Source organism: Aliivibrio fischeri, assembly GCA_038993745.2.
Taxonomy (GTDB): Bacteria; Pseudomonadota; Gammaproteobacteria; order Enterobacterales; family Vibrionaceae; genus Aliivibrio; species Aliivibrio fischeri_B.
On record CP160629.1, the window covers coordinates 124,503 to 144,709 of the forward strand.

General features: G+C 41.5%; 19 protein-coding genes and 3 pseudogenes. 12 read left to right on the forward strand and 10 right to left on the reverse strand.

All coding sequences use genetic code 11. The features are described 5' to 3' along the window. Positions 1-128 precede the first annotated feature (128 nt). The 3 genes from AAFX60_000535 to AAFX60_000545 all read left to right on the forward strand — a co-directional run bounded on the left by AAFX60_000535 (position 129) and on the right by AAFX60_000545 (position 2,294). Positions 129-554 carry a phosphate-starvation-inducible PsiE family protein gene (locus AAFX60_000535; GenBank protein ID XDF77761.1) on the forward strand — a complete coding sequence of 142 codons (426 nt, stop codon included), beginning with the start codon at positions 129-131 and terminating at the stop codon, positions 552-554. A gap of 232 nt (positions 555-786) precedes the next feature. Then, on the forward strand, positions 787-1,131 hold the full coding sequence (locus tag AAFX60_000540) for a hypothetical protein (protein ID XDF77762.1): 345 nt from the start codon (positions 787-789) through the stop codon (positions 1,129-1,131). A gap of 230 nt (positions 1,132-1,361) precedes the next feature. Further along, positions 1,362-2,294, forward strand: a complete 933-nt coding sequence (locus AAFX60_000545) for a DMT family transporter (GenBank protein ID XDF77763.1) — start codon at positions 1,362-1,364, stop codon at positions 2,292-2,294. 81 nt (positions 2,295-2,375) lie between these two features. Here AAFX60_000545 and AAFX60_000550 read toward each other — a convergent pair whose 3' ends face one another. Continuing rightward, positions 2,376-3,239, reverse strand: coding sequence for a YicC/YloC family endoribonuclease (locus AAFX60_000550; protein XDF77764.1), 864 nt, complete (start codon positions 3,237-3,239; stop codon positions 2,376-2,378). A gap of 160 nt (positions 3,240-3,399) precedes the next feature. Here AAFX60_000550 and rph point away from each other — a divergent pair, with 160 nt between their 5' ends. Together rph and pyrE are read left to right on the forward strand one after the other, a co-directional pair. Beyond that, positions 3,400-4,116 carry a ribonuclease PH gene (gene rph, locus AAFX60_000555; GenBank protein ID XDF77765.1) on the forward strand — a complete coding sequence of 239 codons (717 nt, stop codon included), beginning with the start codon at positions 3,400-3,402 and terminating at the stop codon, positions 4,114-4,116. 226 nt (positions 4,117-4,342) lie between these two features. Continuing rightward, positions 4,343-4,984, forward strand: a complete 642-nt coding sequence (gene pyrE, locus AAFX60_000560) for an orotate phosphoribosyltransferase (GenBank protein XDF78866.1) — start codon at positions 4,343-4,345, stop codon at positions 4,982-4,984. 26 nt (positions 4,985-5,010) lie between these two features. Here pyrE and AAFX60_000565 read toward each other — a convergent pair whose 3' ends face one another. Then, a complete protein-coding gene (locus tag AAFX60_000565) occupies positions 5,011-5,433 on the reverse strand; it encodes a hypothetical protein (GenBank protein ID XDF77766.1) in 423 nt (140 codons plus the stop codon). 50 nt (positions 5,434-5,483) lie between these two features. Continuing rightward, a complete protein-coding gene (locus tag AAFX60_000570; protein XDF77767.1) occupies positions 5,484-5,753 on the reverse strand; it encodes a ParA family protein in 270 nt (89 codons plus the stop codon). A 205-nt stretch (positions 5,754-5,958) separates the two neighbouring features. On the opposite strand from AAFX60_000570, the gene ompR reads away from it, so the two are divergent. Together ompR and envZ are read left to right on the forward strand one after the other, a co-directional pair. Then, positions 5,959-6,678 carry a two-component system response regulator OmpR gene (ompR, locus tag AAFX60_000575; GenBank protein XDF77768.1) on the forward strand — a complete coding sequence of 240 codons (720 nt, stop codon included), beginning with the start codon at positions 5,959-5,961 and terminating at the stop codon, positions 6,676-6,678. Between the two features lie 228 nt (positions 6,679-6,906). Then, positions 6,907-8,210, forward strand: a pseudogene (gene envZ / locus AAFX60_000580) (two-component system sensor histidine kinase EnvZ). Between the two features lie 387 nt (positions 8,211-8,597). On the opposite strand, the pseudogene AAFX60_000585 reads toward envZ, so the two are convergent. Both AAFX60_000585 and AAFX60_000590 read right to left on the reverse strand, forming a co-directional pair. Further along, positions 8,598-9,988 (reverse strand): annotated as a pseudogene (locus AAFX60_000585) (uracil-xanthine permease family protein). Positions 9,989-10,313: 325 nt separating this feature from the next. Then, positions 10,314-10,949 carry a ComF family protein gene (locus tag AAFX60_000590; protein ID XDF77769.1) on the reverse strand — a complete coding sequence of 212 codons (636 nt, stop codon included), beginning with the start codon at positions 10,947-10,949 and terminating at the stop codon, positions 10,314-10,316. Between the two features lie 112 nt (positions 10,950-11,061). Between AAFX60_000590 and bioH the strand changes: the two genes are divergently transcribed. Further along, entirely contained in the window at positions 11,062-11,835 is a 774-nt protein-coding gene (gene bioH, locus AAFX60_000595) for a pimeloyl-ACP methyl ester esterase BioH (protein XDF77770.1), read from the forward strand. Positions 11,836-11,861: 26 nt separating this feature from the next. Continuing rightward, complete coding sequence (locus tag AAFX60_000600) at positions 11,862-12,341, forward strand: ATP-dependent Lon protease (GenBank protein XDF77771.1); 480 nt, start codon at positions 11,862-11,864, stop codon at positions 12,339-12,341. A 195-nt stretch (positions 12,342-12,536) separates the two neighbouring features. Here the strand turns inward: AAFX60_000600 and AAFX60_000605 are convergent, their stop codons facing one another. The 5 genes and pseudogenes from AAFX60_000605 to coaBC form a co-directional block, all read right to left on the reverse strand. Next, on the reverse strand, positions 12,537-14,852 hold the full coding sequence (locus tag AAFX60_000605; protein ID XDF77772.1) for a Tex family protein: 2,316 nt from the start codon (positions 14,850-14,852) through the stop codon (positions 12,537-12,539). Positions 14,853-15,033: 181 nt separating this feature from the next. Beyond that, positions 15,034-15,501 (reverse strand): transcription elongation factor GreB, encoded by a 468-nt coding sequence (greB, locus tag AAFX60_000610; GenBank protein XDF77773.1) that lies wholly within the window; start codon positions 15,499-15,501, stop codon positions 15,034-15,036. An 18-nt stretch (positions 15,502-15,519) separates the two neighbouring features. Next, positions 15,520-16,458, reverse strand: coding sequence for a Kdo(2)-lipid IV(A) acyltransferase (locus AAFX60_000615; protein ID XDF77774.1), 939 nt, complete (start codon positions 16,456-16,458; stop codon positions 15,520-15,522). Between the two features lie 24 nt (positions 16,459-16,482). Further along, positions 16,483-17,073 carry a nucleoid occlusion factor SlmA gene (slmA, locus tag AAFX60_000620; GenBank protein XDF77775.1) on the reverse strand — a complete coding sequence of 197 codons (591 nt, stop codon included), beginning with the start codon at positions 17,071-17,073 and terminating at the stop codon, positions 16,483-16,485. A 262-nt stretch (positions 17,074-17,335) separates the two neighbouring features. After that, positions 17,336-18,564 (reverse strand): annotated as a pseudogene (coaBC, locus tag AAFX60_000625) (bifunctional phosphopantothenoylcysteine decarboxylase/phosphopantothenate--cysteine ligase CoaBC). A gap of 221 nt (positions 18,565-18,785) precedes the next feature. Here coaBC and radC point away from each other — a divergent pair. The 3 genes from radC to rpmG all read left to right on the forward strand — a co-directional run bounded on the left by radC (position 18,786) and on the right by rpmG (position 20,074). Next, entirely contained in the window at positions 18,786-19,460 is a 675-nt protein-coding gene (radC, locus tag AAFX60_000630; GenBank protein XDF77776.1) for a DNA repair protein RadC, read from the forward strand. 195 nt (positions 19,461-19,655) lie between these two features. Further along, a complete protein-coding gene (rpmB, locus tag AAFX60_000635; protein ID XDF77777.1) occupies positions 19,656-19,892 on the forward strand; it encodes a 50S ribosomal protein L28 in 237 nt (78 codons plus the stop codon). 14 nt (positions 19,893-19,906) lie between these two features. Continuing rightward, on the forward strand, positions 19,907-20,074 hold the full coding sequence (gene rpmG / locus AAFX60_000640; protein ID XDF77778.1) for a 50S ribosomal protein L33: 168 nt from the start codon (positions 19,907-19,909) through the stop codon (positions 20,072-20,074). Positions 20,075-20,207 lie beyond the last annotated feature (133 nt).

Below are 20,207 nucleotides of genomic sequence, written 5' to 3' on the forward strand. Positions count from 1 at the left end.
CACAATCAAGAATCAATTTGAATGAAAGAAATACGCTAATTCAAATAATAATTTTGTGTTAAATCGAGTTGGCACTATCATTAAGGCTTAATTAATCCTCAACCTTAATAATAGTGGATATTTTAGTTATGCCTTCTCATCTGCCGAAATCATTTAGTAAACCGTTTTTAAAAGTCTTTCATATTTTAGAAGCCATATTATTGGTTGCTATCACGCTAGCTACCTTATTTGCGATGGTGAACGAATTCATTCATGTTTTTGTCGAACAGCAAATTCAATTAACAGACATCCTTTTAATGTTTATCTACCTTGAAGTGTTAGCCATGGTGCAGCAGTTCGTGATGAACGGTAAAATCCCGGTTCGTTATCCTATCTACATCGCTATGATGGCCATTGCTCGTTACATTACATTAGGAATGAAAGAGATTGATGCAACCTTGGTGGTTTGGTTAGCGTTAGCCGCATTCATTCTTGCCGCTGCGACGTTATTGATCCGTGTTGGGCACCATTACTGGCCATATGAAATAAACGAAAACAAACATTATGATGAGTAGCCTTAACGCTATTTTTTATTGGTAATAATAAAGCGCCCCTGTAGTGATTAACTACAGGGGCGTTTTAATAACGCATTGATGAAAATAACCGTGCTTTTTTGCTGTAAGGATTGTGTAAAAAAACGTAATGCTTATTGTGAAGTGAGTCGTATGCCGTTATCTTCATTCTTGTATTTATGTCTAACGAGATATTGTGATGCTAATTAGAAAGATAGCCACAATTTGTATTTTAATGGCGACACTATTAGTTTTAACGCTATATAGTGCGACATCTCGTGTAGAAAATTTACCAACTCAGTTCTCTGATAATCACGCTGTGGTTGAAATTAGTCATGTTGATTTTTGTAATCTAGATCTTGGTGATATTCAATCATCAGCAGAGTCGGGGTGTTGTGATCCCGGAGGCTCTTGTTTTGAAAAGCAATGTTGTTCTCATGGGCATGCATCAAGCAGCAGTCTGGTGAGTAATTCACTGTTTGTTAATATAACGCCTTATCATTTTGTATCAGCTCCTATGGTATCTACTACCTACTTAAGTGCTGATCTCGGTTATCTTTACCGACCTCCAATCAGTTAATTCCTATCTCGTGACGATTTTGTCACACCACAATTATATCTATGCGTGAATACACGCGTGCTTTTTTGTCATGCAGGTACATCAATTCGTTGATGGATTTACCTCGCTTTTTGATAGGGATCTGAAAATGTCTTTTAGATTTATTAATTACGTATTTTTCTATTTAACTCAATACGTTTGCTTCTCATGTAATCATTCTATTCGCTCTGTATGTAAAGAAGGAGCGCATTATGAATAAGAAATATTTACCCGCATTATTGTTTGTTTCAGTGTGTTTAATTTGGGGAACAACTTGGCTTGCAATGGAGTTTGCCGTTCAGACGATTCCTCCAATCTTTGCGACTGGTTTGCGTTTTTTAATCGCTTCACCACTACTAATCATGTTGGCTAAGTTGTTTAAGCAATCTCTTTTTTTTCCGAAAGGAAAGAGACTTTGGATGCTGATAGTAGCAATGTTTTATTTCGCTATTCCGTTTACCTTGATGATTTTTGGAGAGCAGTATATTTCATCTGGATTAGCTTCGATTATCTTTGCAAACATGCCAATCGCTGTGATGTTTACATCCAGTCTATTCTTAGGTTTAAAGCTGAGAAAGATTCAAATCGGTGGTTTATTTGTTGCAGTCTTAAGTTTAATTTTAATCTTAACAAAGGAGATGAGTTTAGGCGGAGAGGATTATCTGCTTGGATTTTTGGCTCTAGGAGGTGCTGTTCTTATGCATGCCATCATGTATGTGTTGGTTGAGAAGTTCTGTGAGCGAGTTCCTGTACTTACGTATAATGCGCTTCCTAGTTTGATCGCTTCTTTATGTTTACTTGTTACGTCTATGTTTATCGAGCAACCAGATGTGAGTACATTTTCTGTAGATTCGATAATGGCTGTTGTTTATTTGGGTATATTTGCGAGTGTTGGTGGCATTGTGGCTTACTTTAAACTTGGTCAAGTATCTTCACCATTTACAGCATCTATTTGCTTCTTATTTTTCCCTCTTATCGCTTTAAGCCTTTCTGTTTGGTTTGCGGGAAATAGCATATCTACTACCTCTGTTTTATTGTTGTTGCCTCTACTTTGTGGAATTTTAGTCACTAAGCTTGATGCTTCTTTTTGGACTAAGCTTTTTTCACTAGGTATGGGAGAGAGAAGAAAACAAAAGGTAAGTTAAAGAGCGTATCGTTATTGATAGCCATAAAAAAGCCCTGATAAGTTCAGGGCTTTTTATTAATCTATATTTAGTAGAATCGAATTATTCAATATTCTGAATTTGCTCACGCATTTGTTCGATAAGTACTTTCAGCTCAACACCAGATGCAGTGATATCTGTGCTGATTGATTTAGATGCTAGCGTGTTGGCTTCACGGTTAAACTCTTGCATCATGAAATCCAGTTTACGACCACATGCGCCGCCTTTTTTCATAATACTGTTTGCTTCTTTAACGTGAGAATCTAAACGATCGATCTCTTCAGCTACATCCGATTTTTGAGCTAAAAGGATCAACTCTTGTTCAACACGAGAAGAATCCAGTTCAATTTTCGCATCTTCAAATTTAGTCAGAAGACGGTTACGTTGCCATTCTAGGATCTCTGGCATGCGAGCACGAACTTTTGCTGCTTCTTCAGTAATAGCATCTAAGCGTTGTACGATAAGTGCTTGCATGTTTGCACCTTCACTTGCACGAGCTTCAATGAAGTCATTTACTGCTAGTTCAAAGTGCTCAAGAAGCTCTTTATTAATCGCATCGAAATCCTGCTCAGGAGCTTCCATTACGCCTTGCCATTGCAGAATTTGGAAAGGGTTAATGCTGCCTTCGCCTGATTCAGTTTTTACCCATTGTGCTGCTTTAATCACTTGGCGAGCTAAATCTTCATTAATTTTTAATTCGCTGTTTGATGCATTGTTTGCTTCAAAGCGTAGGTGACATTCTACTTTACCGCGAGCAAGACGCTTACGGAAACGCTCACGAAGAACAGGTTCTAAGCCACGGAACTGTTCTGGCATACGGAAATAAGTTTCTAAATAACGTTGGTTTACTGAGCGGATTTCCCACACAGCGTTACCCCAATCTGCTTTTACTTCGCGGCGTGCATAAGCCGTCATACTGTAGATCATGTAAGCGTCCTCAAATCATCAATAGGAAGGATGATGAATAAAATATCGCGATACTATAACAGATAAGCGCAATAGTGAGTAACTAGAGAAACAGGAGCTATGCTTTATTCTTGGACTTGGGTATAATCGGCGACAATTTGTCATAATCAAGGTATCTGCCATGCGTCCTAGCGGAAGAACAGCTCAGCAAGTCCGTCCAATTACACTTACTCGTAACTTCACTGCACACGCAGAGGGTTCAGTATTAGTTGAATTTGGTAATACAAAAGTAATTTGTACTGCAAGTGTTGAAGAAAACGTTCCTCGCTGGTTAAAAGGCAAAGGGAAAGGTTGGGTAACCGCTGAGTACGGTATGTTACCTCGCGCAACACACACTCGTAATCGCCGTGAAGCAGCAAGCGGTAAACAAGGTGGTCGTACGATGGAAATCCAACGTTTGATCGCTCGTAGTTTACGTGCAGCCGTTGACCTAGAAGCACTAGGTGAACAAATGATCACAGTTGACTGTGACGTTATTCAAGCTGACGGTGGTACTCGTACAGCATCTATTACTGGTGCAAGTGTGGCGTTAGCTGACGCAATTAATCACATGATTGCTACGGGTAAACTAAAATCGAACCCAATGAAAGGTCATGTAGCGGCGGTTTCTGTTGGTATCTACAACGGTGAAGCAATTTGCGACCTTGAGTATCTAGAAGACTCAGCAGCAGATACAGACATGAACGTTGTCATGATGGAAGATGGCAAAATGATTGAAGTGCAGGGCACGGCAGAAGAAGCACCGTTCTCTCACCAAGAATTGTTAGACATGCTGGCTCTTGCGCAACAGGGCATCAATGACATTATTGAGAAGCAGAAAGCGGCGTTGGCCGAATAATTGATTTTAATAGCTCCTAATTTAGGGGCTATTTTTTTATGTGTTTTTAAGAGCAGGGACGAGAACGCTGTGCTCCGAGAGTTGAGGACGGACTTCGTCCTAAAGCAAGAGTAGGATTCAGGACGCTACGCTTGCAGGTTTCAGGTGTATTCGTTTTTGATCTTCCTGAAACCTGTTCTTACCAATTTGAAAGTTATAAATTATTAACCAAAAAGAGAGAATGAAAATGAAAGCATACCAGCGTGAGTTTATTGAATTTGCCCTTGAGAAAGAAGTACTAAAGTTTGGTGAGTTTACTTTAAAGTCTGGTCGTAAAAGCCCATATTTCTTTAACGCTGGCTTATTTAATACCGGTCGTGATTTAGCACGTTTAGGTCGTTTTTATGCAGCTGCATTGGCGGATTCTGGTATTGAATATGATGTATTATTTGGCCCTGCGTACAAAGGGATTCCAATCGCAACAACGACAGCAGTAGCATTAGCTGATCACCATGATACAGATAAGCCATACTGTTTTAACCGTAAAGAAGCAAAAGATCACGGTGAAGGCGGCAACCTAGTTGGTAGCGCACTTGAAGGTCGCATTATGCTAGTTGATGACGTGATCACAGCTGGTACAGCGATTCGTGAATCAATGGAAATCATTCAAGCAAATGGCGCTGATTTAGCGGGTGTTCTTGTGGCTATTGACCGTCAAGAAAAAGGCAAAGGTGAGTTATCGGCGATTCAAGAAGTTGAACGTGACTTCAATTGCTCAATCATTTCGATTGTAAGTCTGACAGACTTAATCTCTTTCTTAGAAGAGAAAGGCGATAATGCTGAGCAACTAGAAGCCGTAAAAGCGTACCGTGCTGAGTTTGGTATCTAATTGATGCTAAAACCCTTTAAGTAGGGTTAATAATGCTTTTTCAAAATAGAAGAGTAAGTGGTTGATGTCGTATCAGCCACTTTTTTTTGCGCTTCATCTTCAACATTTGTTGTCTGTGTCATATCGACATTTAACCACTCTTTCATGTTCTTCCAGAGCGGTTTATCAAGCTCAGGGTAGCGAGCTAAGAAACAGTTCTTTTCTGAAAACATCTCTTGATATGCTTGATGCTCAGACATGGTACCTAAAAGCGGGTACTTCATATGCTGCAGCACTTTATGAACAAACTCAGTACCTTGGTTGTTTTCTTTGCAGCGAGTAATAACAAAGGCTAACTCAACATTATTATGCTTAAACGCAGGGGAATTAATTAAGTCTTTAATGAAGCCAAGCATTGAGTGCACATCAATTGGTGATGGTTGGACAGGGAAGATGATCTTATCAACCATAGAAATATACTTCTCCATCTCAAAACGACTAAAGTTAGAGGGAGAATCAATCACTGTGATTTTAGTGTCCGCTTCCAAACGTAAAGCGAGAGAAAAGGCACATTTGATGATGGTAAAAAACGAGTCGTTCTCACCCCTTCGGTTTTACTGCCCCAAAAGTGGCTTGTACCTTGAGGGTCAAGATCAATGATTTCCGTTTTTACTTTTTGATGAGCGTAGAAAGACGCCATTGCTATTGCGAACGTGGATTTGCCTGCGCCACCTTTACGGTTGATGACAAGAACTTTTTTACATTGTGCTCGTTTATATCCAACTAACATGATGAACTCATCTATAATCATTGACAATATTATAACTAAGCAATCAATATGCCATGTAATTCAAGTTTGGTACGGTAATCAGTCTTAAAGTTTGAACTCGTTACATAAAAAGTAACAATTTCATCTCTCATTTTTTATGAAATACCACTTCAATTGCTTCAAGTTACGAGTAAACTGAAACAAGACATATATTGAGGTTAAGCCCATGCAAGAAAACCATAAGATTTTAGTAGTTGATGATGATGCTCGTCTTCGTTCTTTATTAGAGCGTTACTTGTCAGAACAAGGCTTTCAAGTGCGTAGCGTAGCTAACAGTGAACAAATGGACCGTTTATTGGCTCGTGAAACTTTCCACCTAATGGTATTGGACTTAATGTTGCCGGGTGAAGATGGCCTATCTATTTGCCGCCGCTTACGCAGTGCAAATAATATGTTGCCGATCCTAATGCTAACGGCAAAAGGCGATGAAATTGATCGCATCGTTGGTTTAGAAGTTGGTGCTGATGATTATTTACCAAAGCCATTTAATCCACGTGAATTACTAGCACGTATTCGTGCGGTATTACGTCGCCAAGTTATTGAAGCGCCAGGAGCTCCAAGCGCAGAAGATAAAATGATTGAGTTTGGTGAATTCCGCTTAAATCTAGGTACACGTGAAATGTTCCGTAATGAAGAACCAATGCCACTGACATCAGGGGAATTTGCCGTTCTAAAATCATTAGTGACGAACATGCGTGAACCAATGTCGCGTGATAAATTAATGAATATGGCTCGTGGCCGTGAATATTCAGCAATGGAACGTTCAATTGACGTTCAAATTTCTCGTCTTCGTCGTATGATTGAAGAAGACCCAAGTCGTCCACGCTATATTCAAACGGTGTGGGGATTAGGTTATGTATTTGTTCCTGATGGGGCAGAAGCGTAAGAGTAGGGACGAGAATTGAGTACGTTTCGCTTAAGGGGTGAGGAAGAGCATTAAAAGCAGGTTTCAGGTCTCAGGAAGAACAAAAGTGAGTACACCTGAAACCTGCAAGCGAAGCGTCCTGAAACCTAGGTTATTTCAACACCAACCATATTCGCTGTTGTCGTTTCTAGTTAGCGCAGCGTATAGTCTCTAACTCTCTTCAAATTCATCACCAAACAGAGAACTCCCATGAAAAGTACCTTCGCCAGAACCCTTTTACTCCTTGCATCCCTTCTTATCGCCAGTCAGGTATTCTCTTATCTCGCGGTTTTTAATTACGCCTTATTACCTAGCTTGCAGCAATTTAATCGCATTTTGGCTTATGAAGTACGCTTAATGTTAGCGGAAGATGTCACGCTAGAGAGTGGTAAAAATGTTCATTTAGGGCAGCCTCTACGACGTCAATTATTAGAGCAGCTTGGTGTGAGTCTTCATGATGAAAACGATCCTGATATGAAAGAGTATTATCAGGCCAGTCCGGTTGAATTTTTAAGTGAAGAGATGACTCAGGAGTTAGGAGCACCAACAGAAGTTCGTTTGATTCTGGGGACCGACAGTTATGTATTGTGGATGAAGAGTGAAGCAATGCCTAAATTTTATATGCGAATACCATTATCAGCATTGCAAGAAGATGATTTCGCACCGCTCTTTAGAAACAGTTTATTTATCGCTCTACTCGTCATTCTTGGTGGTTGGACGTTTATTAAAATTCAGAATCGACCATTAATGGCACTGCAAACTGCCGCTCGTAAAGTAGGTAAAGGTGAAATACCCGATCCGTTACCTGAAAAAGGAGCATCAGAGATTCAAGCGGTGACTCGTGCGTTTAACCAAATGTCGAAGGGCATTCAGAAATTAGAGCAAGACCGAGCTTTATTAATGGCCGGGGTTAGTCATGATATCCGAACACCATTAACTCGTATTCGTTTAGCCACAGAAATGATGTCTCCAGAAGATAGCTACCTTGCTGAAAGTATGATTAAAGACACGGAAGAGTGTAATGAGATCATCGGTCAATTCATGGACTATTTAAAGCCTGTCGCAAAGCAAGATTTTACTCAGGTGGATGTGAATATCATAGTTAATGAAGTGATATTAGCTGAGGGGGGTATGAGCGTGAAATTCAAACCAAACTCGCCATGATCCCAAAAGCGATTAATGGTAATGCGGTAGCAATTAAGCGAGTGATCACCAATTTGGTCGTTAATGCGATTCGATACGGTGGTGATTGGATTCAAGTATCAACCAGTGTTTCTGCCGACCATAAGACCGTATGGATTATTATTGAAGATAATGGCCCTGGAGTTGATAACGCACAGTTAGAAACGGTGTTCGAACCTTTTACTCGAGGTGATACGGCTCGTGGTAGTGAAGGTACAGGGCTAGGATTAGCCATTGTTAAGCGTATTGTTACTCAGCATCAAGGTGAAGTGAGTTTATCAAACCGAAGTGAAGGTGGTTTGAAGGTTCAAGTTGAGTTTCCGTTGGGATAAGAGCAGGGACGAGAATCGAGGACGCTTCGCTCGAGGGGCGAGGAAGAGCGTAAGAGCAAAAAGCGAAGGGTTCAGGTCTCAGGTTTCAGGAAGAGCAAAAGCAGAGTTCAGAGGTGATTGTTGTGATAACAGTATCAAATATACAGTTCCCTCCCCTTAGTAAGGGGGGGAGGAGATAAAATCAAAAGCGAGTACACCTGAAACCTGCAAGCGTAGCGCCCTGAAACCTAAAAACTCACCACATCAACTATGCTTGCTCTTATAGTCTCTAGTCAGCGCAGCGTATCGTTCCTAGTAAAAAATAAAAAAGACCGCAGATAATAATCACTTGCGGTCTTTTTCGTTTTTACTCGTCCTTAGAGCGAAGCGAACTTGCCCCTAGTCCCTTTAAGCAATCACATCTTGTTTTGCTTCTTCTTTCACTTCTGCATACGGCAATACGATATTTAAGATAATCGCAGTTACACCACCTGCAGTTACACCTGATGAGAAAATATTTTTAATCATCTCTGGCATGAACTGAAGAATTTCAGGTTTTTGAGCTAAGCCAAGACCCATAGAGAAAGACATTGCCATGATTAGGATGGCGCGACGGTCTAGTTCAACACGTGAGATAATACGCACCCCAGCAGCCGCAATCGTACCGAACATCACAATAGTCGCACCACCAAGTACAGGCTCAGGAATGATCTGCACCATGCTTGCCACACCAGGGAATAAGCCAAGAAGAACTAACATTCCTGCAATGAAATACCCCACATAACGACTTGCTACACCCGTTAATAGGATTACGCCATTGTTTTGGCTGAACGTTGAGTTAGGGAAGCTGTTAAATGCTGCTGCGATTGCTGAGTTAATACCATCAGCCAATACACCGCCTTTAATACGCTTCATATAAACAGGCCCTTTCACTGGCTGGCCTGATACTTCTGATGTTGCTGTAATATCACCAATGGCTTCTAATGCCGTGATTAAGAAGATAAGTACCAAAGGAATAAACAGAGACCAGTCAAAACCTAAGCCATATTGCATAGGAATTGGTAGGGCAATTAGAGCTGCATCATGAGACATTTCTGTATTAAGCATTCCATAGCCCACGCAGCTACCGTACCTACTGTCATTGCGATAACGATAGAAGCCATACGTAGGTAAGGGTTAGTTGCACGGTTTAGTACCACAATAATTAATAATACCGTGCCAGCAAGAGCGAGCTTATCAAGACTACCAAATGTGCCTTCGCCCATAGCAGAATATCCGCCACCCATAGACACTAAACCGACTTGAATAAGAGTAAGGCCAATTAGGGTAACAACAATGCCAGAGACTAATGGAGTAATGATCTTTTGAGCGTATTCGAGAACACGAGATAGGAAAATTTCAGCGGTTGAAGCAACAAGAATGGTACCAAAAATTGCCGCCATCATTGTAGGAACATCAGCACCACCAGCTTTTAGTGCAAGGCCAGCACCAATGATTGGGCCTAAGAAATTAAAACTGGTGCCTTGAACTGAAAGTAAGCCAGAACCGATAGGGCCAAAAGTTTTGATTTGAATAAAAGAAGAAATGCCCGAAGCAAATAAAGACATGCTGATGATGGTATTGGTTTCAGCCGCTGGAACACCAAGAGTCTGACAGATGATCAGAGACGGCGTAATAATCGCAACAAACATCGCCAATAAGTGCTGAAAAGCAGCAAATAAAGTGTGCGGTAGCGGTGGACGATCATCCAATTGATAGATCAATTCAGATGGTTTTGTGGTGCTGTTTTTAACGGTCATGGCCGATATTCCTAGTAGTGTAACGTTGTCTTCAAATCTCGCTGAATGGGAGTTTGAAGTGAGAAGGCGTCAATCTGTGATTGCTGTTAATCAGAACCTTTCTCGATAGGGTTGCATTGTTAAGTTCAAGACTTAATCAATTGGAGCGGTATTTTATAGATAATTTAATGAAAAGCAATCGTTTGCTATTATTTTTTAGAGAGGTAGAACTAGGGTAAATGGAGGAAGTATTCTAGATACTATACGCTGTGCTAACTAGAGCGCTTCGCTTCTATAAGAGCAAAAAGCGAAGCGTCTTGAAACCTCGCCTTTGCTCTTATAGTTTCTAACTCCGCCCCGTCCTACAAACCGTATAAACATCAATACGCTCAACTCCCGCTTTCCTTAATTCCAAACACAACAGATTAATCGTTGCACCTGTTGTCACCACATCATCAACAAGAGCAACGTGTTTTTCTTTGATTGGTTGAGTGATTTTAAATGCGCCGAGTAAATTGGTTTGTCTAAACGAACGAGATAAACCTTGTTGAGGCCTTGTCGCTTTAACGCGTTTCAATATCTTGTTATTACAATGAGTGGTGGGCCACTTAAGATTGAACTCCCTTTCTAATGTCCAACCTAAATGATCACTTTGATTGTAAGAACGCCACCAAAATCGTTTCCAATGAAGAGGAACAGGAAGAATTAGAGGGGCAGGTTCTGGGATGTGCTTACTGAGTAATACGCCTAAATCTTGGGCGAGCCAGAACTGTTGAGCGTATTTAAGTTTATTAATGTATTCGCGTAATGGTTCAGAATAATCACTTACACAATATAAGCGGTCCCATTGTGGTGGGTGCAAAAGACACTCTCCGCAGACATCGGTCTCATGCTCGGTTTGCAAACCACATCGCTGACAGCGAGGCACTGTTTTGATTAAATCTAAGCAAGCTTGGCACCAAATTGTTTCAGATGGTGGCATTGCTTGTGAGCAAAAGTCACAATGACTTACACCTAATTTTTGTATTGATCTTCTAATCCACCTGATGAACACTAAACCACCCATACTAATTAATCATTAACAGGCAGTGTAGATGACAACACCTCTTTATTGGCAAACGGAAGGCGAAGGTTCCGATCTGGTTCTCATTCATGGATGGGGAATGAATGGAGCGGTGTGGCAGACCACATCTGAAAAGCTTAGCCAGCATTATCGTGTGCATACTGTCGATTTATCTGGTTATGGTCACAGTGCAGAGTTAGGCAGTGCTGATTTTGATGAAATGGTAAAACAAGTTCTTGCTCAAGCACCTAAAAAGGCTGCATGGTTAGGTTGGTCATTAGGGGGATTGATTGCGACAAAAGCTGCGTTAACTTCTCCCGAGCGAGTATCACAACTCATTACCATTGCGAGTTCACCACGGTTTTCAGCAGAGAAAGGCTGGCGAGGCATAAAACCTCTCGTATTATCACAATTTACTGAGCAGCTAAAAACCGATTTCACATTAACCGTTGAGCGCTTTATGGCACTACAAGCTATGGGTAGTCCTAATGCTAAGCAAGACATTAAGTTAGTAAAAAAGGCTGTATTTTCAAGGCCTATGCCTGATCAGCAAGCATTAGCTACAGGTTTAATGATTCTGGCCGATATAGATCTACGAGAAGCTGTATCTCAATTGTCGATGCCGGTATGTCGTATGTATGGACGACTGGATGGATTGGTGCCAATTAAAGTCGCTCATGATATGGATGAACTTATGCCGAATTCGGCTAAAATCGTTTTTGAGCAAGCATCACACGCACCTTTTATTTCGCATAATGACGAATTTATTTCTGAGCTACGCACTTTTTTAAATCAACACGCTTAGTTTTTATTTAGTTAAGGAAACGCTTTATGATCTTTTCACCTAACAGTGTCAGTGTGCCGCTTATCGCACCTTCTGTTAATCTGCCAACAGAACAAGTAGCACGTGAAAACCGTGTTAAAAAGCCTGTTGCGCCGACGACAAAGATGAGCGAAACCACATCTGAAAAAGCAATCAAAGGTGATGATAAGCAACATAAGCGGGATGCTTGGGAGCCATCAGATCACCCTGGTTATGATGTGATGGAAGAGAAAGAGGAGCCTAAACCTCATTTCGCCACTCTGTATGATATCGATGATGATTTAGCTAAATTAGCTCGATTGTTGTCGTTGGATACTTACGCTCAAGGTGAAGGAACGGGTTATACCATCCGTTTTAATTTGCCAAAGAATTTATTAGATAAACTTGAAGAGATGGGACGAATGGTTCGCCGCCGTAGTGTGATAAGTTTTCACTATGATAAGGCTGTGGTTCCGAATAATCCGTCGGATATATTGGCGGTGCTTTAAGGGGTTAAGAGCAGGGACGAGAGGTGAGTACGCTTCGCTCGAGGAGCGAGGGAGAGCGTAGGATTCAGGTCTCAGGTTTCAGGAAGATCAAAAGCGAGCACACCTGAAACCTGCAAGCATAGCGCCCTGAACCCTAAAACCTTTTTCTCTGCTCTTACTCGCCCCTAGAAGCGCAGCGCTCTCGTCCCTCGAAACTTACTTCTTCGCCTTCGCAAAAGCAGCTGCAAACGCACCACCCATTGCACCGCCGCCAACATCGTTATTACGTTGCTGTCTTGGCGCTTGAGAACGCTCATTGCGCTGTTGTGGTTTATTTGATTGGCGTTGAGGACGATTGTCTTCTCCTGGCTTATCGTTTAAACGCATAGAAAGAGCGATACGCTTACGTTGCACATCCACTTCCATAACCTTCACTTTTACAATATCACCGGCTTTAACGACTTCTCTAGGGTCAGAAACAAACGTATCACTTAATGCAGAAATATGAACTAAGCCATCTTGGTGAACACCGATATCAACGAATGCACCGAAGTTGGCTACGTTTGATACAACACCTTCTAATACCATGCCTAATTCAAGGTCAGATACCGTATTTACGCCATCAGCAAAGGTGGCTGTTTTAAACTCAGGACGAGGGTCTCGACCCGGCTTATCTAGCTCTTTAATGATGTCAGTGACTGTTGGCAAACCAAAATCTGCACTGATGTAATCGTTAGCCGCAACCGAGCGTAAAAACTCAGTATTACCAATAATCGCATCAATAGCTTTGCCATTTTTCTCAGCAATGGTTTTTACTACTGGGTAAGCTTCAGGGTGAACCGCAGAAGCATCCAATGGGTTTTTACCGTTCATTACACGTAAGAAACCAGCACATTGTTCAAAGGCTTTAGGCCCTAAACGAGCGACTTTTTTCAGTGTCGTACGGTTTTCAAAGCGACCGTTTTCATCACGGTAATCCACAATGTTTTGTGCAATCGTTGCTGATAAACCTGCAACACGAGTTAATAGAGCAGGAGAGGCTGTATTTACGTCAACACCAACGGCGTTTACACAGTCCTCGATGACGGCATCTAATTTTTTCGCTAGTTGGCTTTGGCTTACATCGTGTTGATACTGACCAACACCAATGGCTTTAGGGTCGATTTTTACTAGCTCTGCCAGAGGATCTTGCAGACGACGAGCGATAGATACCGCACCACGGATGGATACATCTAAATCAGGGAACTCTTTCGCTGCTAATTCAGAAGCAGAATATACCGATGCACCCGCTTCACTTACGATGATTTTCGCCGTTGATAGACCAGCATCTTTTAGTAGATTACCCACAAAAGCATCGGTCTCACGTGAAGCTGTACCGTTACCAATTGCGATTAAATCCACATTGTGTTGTTTGATTAATGCTTCGATAATCTGTGCTGATTTTGCAATTTGATTATGGGGTTGGTTAGGGTAAATCGTATCTGTTGCTAGTACTTTACCTGTAGCATCAACCACGGCGACTTTCGTACCTGTACGTAGGCCTGGATCAAGTCCAAGTGTCGTTTTAAGACCTGCTGGAGCTGCCATTAATAGGTCTTTAAGGTTAGTAGCAAATACATCAATCGCTTCGTTTTCTGAGCGTTCTTTTAGACCACCCATTAATTCCGTTTCCATGTGCATTAAAATCTTAATGCGCCATGTCCAGCTGATCACTTGTTTACGCCATAAATCAGCAGGTTGAGAACCTAGCGTAATACCATAATGATTTGCGATGATGATTTCACAGTACGAGCCACGAGCACCTTCTTCCTGAGTTGGGTCAGCGTTAATAGAAAGCTGTAAGAAGCCTTCATTGCGACCACGTAGCATAGCAAGAGCACGGTGAGAAGGGACTTTCGTTAATGCTTCATGGTGATCAAAGTAATCTTTGAATTTTTCACCCGCTTGCTCTTGGCCATCCACCATCTTAGATACAAGCTCAGCATTAGCAGTTAGATAAGTACGTACTTTTTCAAGTAAGTTTGCGTCTTCTGCCATGCGTTCCATAAGAATGGCACGAGCACCGTCTAATACTGCCTTAGTATCTGCAAAGCCTTTTTCTTCATCAATGTAAGATTGAGCGGCATCTTCAGGTGTATTCTCTGGCTGTGTCCACAGTAAATCAGCCAGTGGTTCAATACCCGCTTCAATGGCGATTTGGCCTTTAGTACGACGCTTACGTTTAAATGGTAAATACAGATCTTCAAGACGCGTTTTGCTGTCCGCATCTAAAATCTCACGTTCTAATTCAGGCGTCAGTTTGTCTTGTTCTTTAATCGATTTTAAGATCGACTGACGGCGGTCATCCAACTCACGTAAGTAAGTTAAACGAGTATCAAGCGTACGAAGTTGCGTATCATCTAGGCCATCTGTTACTTCTTTACGGTAACGAGCAATAAATGGGATGGTGCTACCTTCGTCAATCAGTTGAACGGCAGCAGAAACTTGTTGAGGGCGAACGTTAAGTTCTTTAGCAATTATGTTTATTATCATTTTGATTCTTTTTATTTAATTTATTTAAAGCGTGTGATTGGGCTGTTTTAATTAGGTTTCAGGTTTCAGGTTTCAGGTTTCAGGTCGCTCACTGTAATTTCAACGATCACCATTTCGCTCTTCCTGAAACCTCATCTTCCTCGTCCCTCGAGCGAAGCGTCCTCGAATCTTGTCCCTACACCTAGTACCTAATCGAATTCACAAACCACTCTTTATCCCCATCAGGCGTTTTTACAATCACATCTTCATCCACTTCTTTTTTGATCAGTGCGCGAGCCATTGGGGAATCGATAGAGATATAGTCGTTGCGGCCAAATATTTCATCAGGACCAACGATGCGAAAAGAGAGGATATCGCCTTGTTCGTTTTCGATTTCAACGAACGCACCGAAAAAGATTTTTCCGTCTTGCTGTGGGGAATAGTCGACCACTTTTACTTGGTCTAAACGTTTACGAAGATAGCGAACACGGCGGTCTATTTCACGAAGGCGTTTTTTGTTGTATTGATAATCAGCGTTTTCACTGCGATCACCAAGGCTAGCCGCCCAAGTCACTTTTTTTGTGACTTCTGGGCGTTCTTCTTTCCATAGAAACGTGAGTTCATCTTGTAGCTTATTAAAGCCTTCACGTGTGATTAAATTGGTTTTCATTATTTGTCCTGACACGCCCTAATCGTAGCGGATGCCTTTTTTAACGTTTGGGTCTTCCATTGTTTTAAAACGTTTATGTAGCCACATCCATTGAGGAATACAACGTAAAATGACACGTTCTACCGCTTTATTCATTACCGTAGCAACACCAACGGGATCTTTCTTCGGAAATTGGTCACTGATGTCATTATCAATTTGTAAGTGATAATTATTGTAAGTTCTAAAGCCCGATGCAGTAACAACGGCACATTTACTTGCACTGATTAAGATATCCGAACCTACGGTGGTACAAGCATCTGGAACCGCAAAGAAAGGAACAAAGACCGATTTATTGCGGTTGTAATCGTGGTCAGGCATATACCAAAGACGCTCGCCATTACGTAATACACGCAACATACCTTTGACGTCTTTTCTGTCGATCATCTGGTTGCCGTTATTGGTACGGCCCCAATATTGAATGAAATCGTAAGCTGGGTTGTTATGTGGGCGGTAAACACCATAACCGGGAGCAAAGAAAGTGAAAGCTCTTGCTGTTAGCTCTAAGTTAAGAGCGTGAAGGCAAACAACTAAAACACCGCGGCCTTCGGCTTCAAGGTCGAGAATATGTTGTCTATTTTCATAGCTAAAATGTTTTTCAACACGCCAATCAGGCCATACCCAAGCCATTGCGGTTTCAAAAATCGCAAGACCGGAGTTTTTGAAATTCTCAACGATAATGGCTTCACGCTCAGATGATTCCATTTCTGGAAAAGCGAGTTCTAAATTACGGCGAGCTACATGGGCTCTTGATTTTCCGAGTTTTAATCCAAGTAACCCAAGAGAGCGACCAAGTTTGTAAGTTACTTTATAAGGCAATAGGGTGACGATGGCAAAAAGGAATCCGAATCCAAACCATACCCCCCAATATTTCGGGTGTAGAAGAGCAATAGAGAATTTAGGTGCTGGATACTTTGACATCGTGAGCCTATTTTATCTAATTAATTATTGGATCTGAGCACTGAGTAATGCCCAATATTCGTTAAAGTTTTCAGTCGGCTGATATTTAAAATCAGAACGGACAAAACGACAGAAACTCCCCTCGACTTGACCTACAAGCTGAGCGGCTAAAATACTTTCATCAATTGGGAATGCTTTCCCTTCACGTAATTTACGTTCACGTAAGATTTGTTTGAATTGAAGTTCAATACGCTCAAATATTTGATTGATGCGGCTTCTTAAGCGTTCATTTTCAAACATCAGCGCATGACCTGTCATAATTCGAGTTAATCCAGGGTTACGTTCAGCAAAGGCGAGCAGAAGTTTTAATAATAACTCAATACGTTTTAAAGTATCTTTTTCATCTTCAAGAATGCGGTTAACACGCGAAAAAATAGATTCTTCAATAAACTCAATTAAGCCTTCAAACATTTTGGCTTTGCTTGGGAAATGGCGATATAACGCAGCTTCTGATACACCAACCTGTTTTGCTAATTTGGCTGTGGTAATGCGAGCTGCGCCTTCATTTGACTCTAGCATTTCAGCTAAAGCTTGTAGTATTTCATCGCGACGATTTGGTTTTCTTGGGGTCGCCATTACGGTTCCTTTGTCATTTTTTATTATTTTTTGTGGAGCTAGGTTGTTCGTTACTAGAGGCTATACGCTTCGCTAACTAGATCGCTTCGCTCCTATTGAAGAGCAGGTTTCAGGAAAAACGCATCGAGTTCAGTTCTAGCTTCTCCTAAAATCGAATGACTTACGATATCTGCCATTCACGCTTTTATAGTTTCTAGTTAGCGCAGCGTATAGTCTCTAGCTCTTCCTAAAGCCTCTGCGCGAAGCGTCCTGAATTCTGCTTCTACAGTTTCTCTACGATCTCAAGCATAATCGCTTTACCCAACTCCGACTTCGTCGTTAACGGTAGCGCTTTATCACCTTCTTTCCAATATAGGTGAAGCGCGTTGTTATCACTATTAAAGCCTTGTCCCTGAACTGATACATCGTTCGCACAGATCATATCTAAATTTTTGCGTTTTAATTTACCGCGAGCGTATTTTTCAACATCTTGAGTTTCAGCTGCAAAACCAACAGTAAATGGACGCTGACTCGTTAATGCTGCAACTGAAGCGACAATATCTGGATTCTTAACCATATGAAGAGTCATGCCATCTTCATCGTCGGTTTTCTTTAATTTTTGAGTTGCTACTTGGCTTAGTCTGAAATCAGCAACGGCAGCACATGCAATAAAGATAGAATGAGATTGTGCATTTTTCATTACCGCTTCATGCATTTGTTCTGCGCTTTCAATATCAATGCGTTTCACGTTTTCTGGTGTCGCAAGGTTAACAGGGCCACTGACTAAAGTGACCTTAGCTCCTAATTGAGCTGCGACTTCTGCAATAGAAAATCCCATTTTCCCTGAGCTATGATTAGAAATATAACGAACAGGATCAATCGCTTCACGAGTTGGACCAGCAGTAATTAGTAGAGATTGGCCTTTAAGTGGCTTTTCATCAACTTTTGCTTGTTCACAAGAATTAGCTTGGAAAAAATCTTCACATAAATGAACCAACTCCATTGGCTCAAGCATTCTTCCCATACCTACATCGCCACAAGCTTGTTGGCCCGCTGCTGGGCCCAAATGTGCATGCCACGACGAGCGAGTGTTGCTATATTTTCTTGGGTTGCAATGTTGCTATACATCTGTTGGTTCATCGCAGGAGAAACCGCGACAGGAGAATCCGTAGCAAGAACTAAAGTAGACAATAAATCGTTACCCATGCCAGCAGCCATTCGAGCGATTAGATCAGCTGTTGCAGGAGCAAGTAAAACAATGTCAGCCCACTTTGCTAACTCAATGTGCCCCATTGATGCTTCAGCAGCAGGATCAAGTAAACTATCAGCAACTGGGTGGCCAGAAACCGCCTGCATCGTTAATGGGGTAATGAACTCTTTTGCTGCTTTTGTCATTACTACACGAACTTCAGCGCCGCGTTCAATCAATCGACGAGTCAGTTCTGCACATTTATAAGCCGCAATGCCGCCGCTAATACCAAGAAGAATTCGTTTCCCTGCAAGAGATGCCATGACACTAATTACCCTGTTAAGTGGTTCACCATAAAGTAGCGCTAACCATATCATAATTTTTTTTCAGAGTGATGCACTTCCAATCTCTTCCATCAAGTAAATGACCAAAAACATAATTGCAATCAAGGTTTGAAGCTTGCCGAAGGCTAAGTAATCGAGAAAGCGCATAAGATTTAGACATCGTAGGCTGTGTAGATAGCAAGCTATTAATTGAGAAAACTATGTCATTAATGAACCTACCAGAAGAATCTCGACCAAGAGAGAAGTTACTCGCCCTTGGACCAAAGTCATTAACGGATGCTGAATTACTCGCGATCTTTTTAAGAACAGGGATCCAAGGAATGAATGCCATTGAACTGGCAGACAAACTATTAAAGGAGTTCGGCTCATTAAGGAAGTTACTCAGTTCTGATGAAAATGAATTCTGCAGTCATAAAGGGTTGGGAACCGCAAAGTTTGCACAGCTGCAAGCCGTTGTTGAAATGACGGAACGGTATTTATTTGAAAAGATTGAAAAAGAAGATGCGTTAACCAGTCCTGAACATACAAAGCGTTATTTAACTCGGATGTTAAGAGATAGGCATAGGGAAGCGTTTTATGTTTTGTTCCTTGATAATCAACATCGAGTGCTAAAAGGGGAGATATTATTTGAAGGAACAATCGATGCTGCTGCCGTTTATCCGAGAGAAGTTGTAAAAAGATCGATAGATTATAATGCAGCCGCCATCATTTTAGCGCATAATCACCCTTCCGGTGTAGCCGAACCAAGTCAAGCCGACAGAAGAATTACAAAACGTATTTCTGATGCCGTAGAATTGGTGGATATCCGAGTCCTTGATCATTTTGTGATCGGTGATGGAGAAATAGTCTCTTTTGCCGAAAGAGGATGGATTTGAGTGTTTTTTTTACCGATTGAATAAAAAAAATACAAAAAACCGTAAAAAGGATCCCTTAGGGTCTTGAGCAATGCGCAATCACTTAGTATAATGCGCGACCTTTGATAGCCTTGAATTAGAAATTTCCTATGGAATTTCTAGTGGTTTTTCGCCACCAAGGTGATATCGAGCTGAAACGATTTGGAGAAGACAGCAATGTCCCGAGTATGCCAAGTAACTGGTAAGCGTCCTGCAGTTGGTAACAACCGCTCACACGCAAAAAATGCCACCAAGCGTCGTTTTCTGCCGAACCTACAAACTCATCGTTTCTGGGTAGAAAGCGAAAAACGCTTCGTTAAACTTCGTCTTACCGCTAAAGGTATGCGTATCATTGACAAGAAAGGTATCGAAACCGTTCTTGCAGATATGCGTGCTCGTGGCGAGAACGTTTAAGAGGAATCTGAACAATGGCTAAAGGCGCACGTGAGAAAATCAAGTTAGTATCAACTGCTAACACTGGTCACTTCTACACAACTGACAAAAACAAACGTAACATGCCAGGCAAAATGGAGATCAAAAAATACGATCCTGTTGTACGCCAGCACGTTCTTTACAAAGAAGCAAAAATCAAGTAATTCGATTACTGATTGCAACTTTGATAAAATTGAAAACCCAGCCTTGTTGCTGGGTTTTTTTTTGCGTGAAGAGCAGGGACGAGAGGTGAGGACGCTTCGCTCAAGGAGCGAGTAAGGTCAAAAGCCGAAGAGC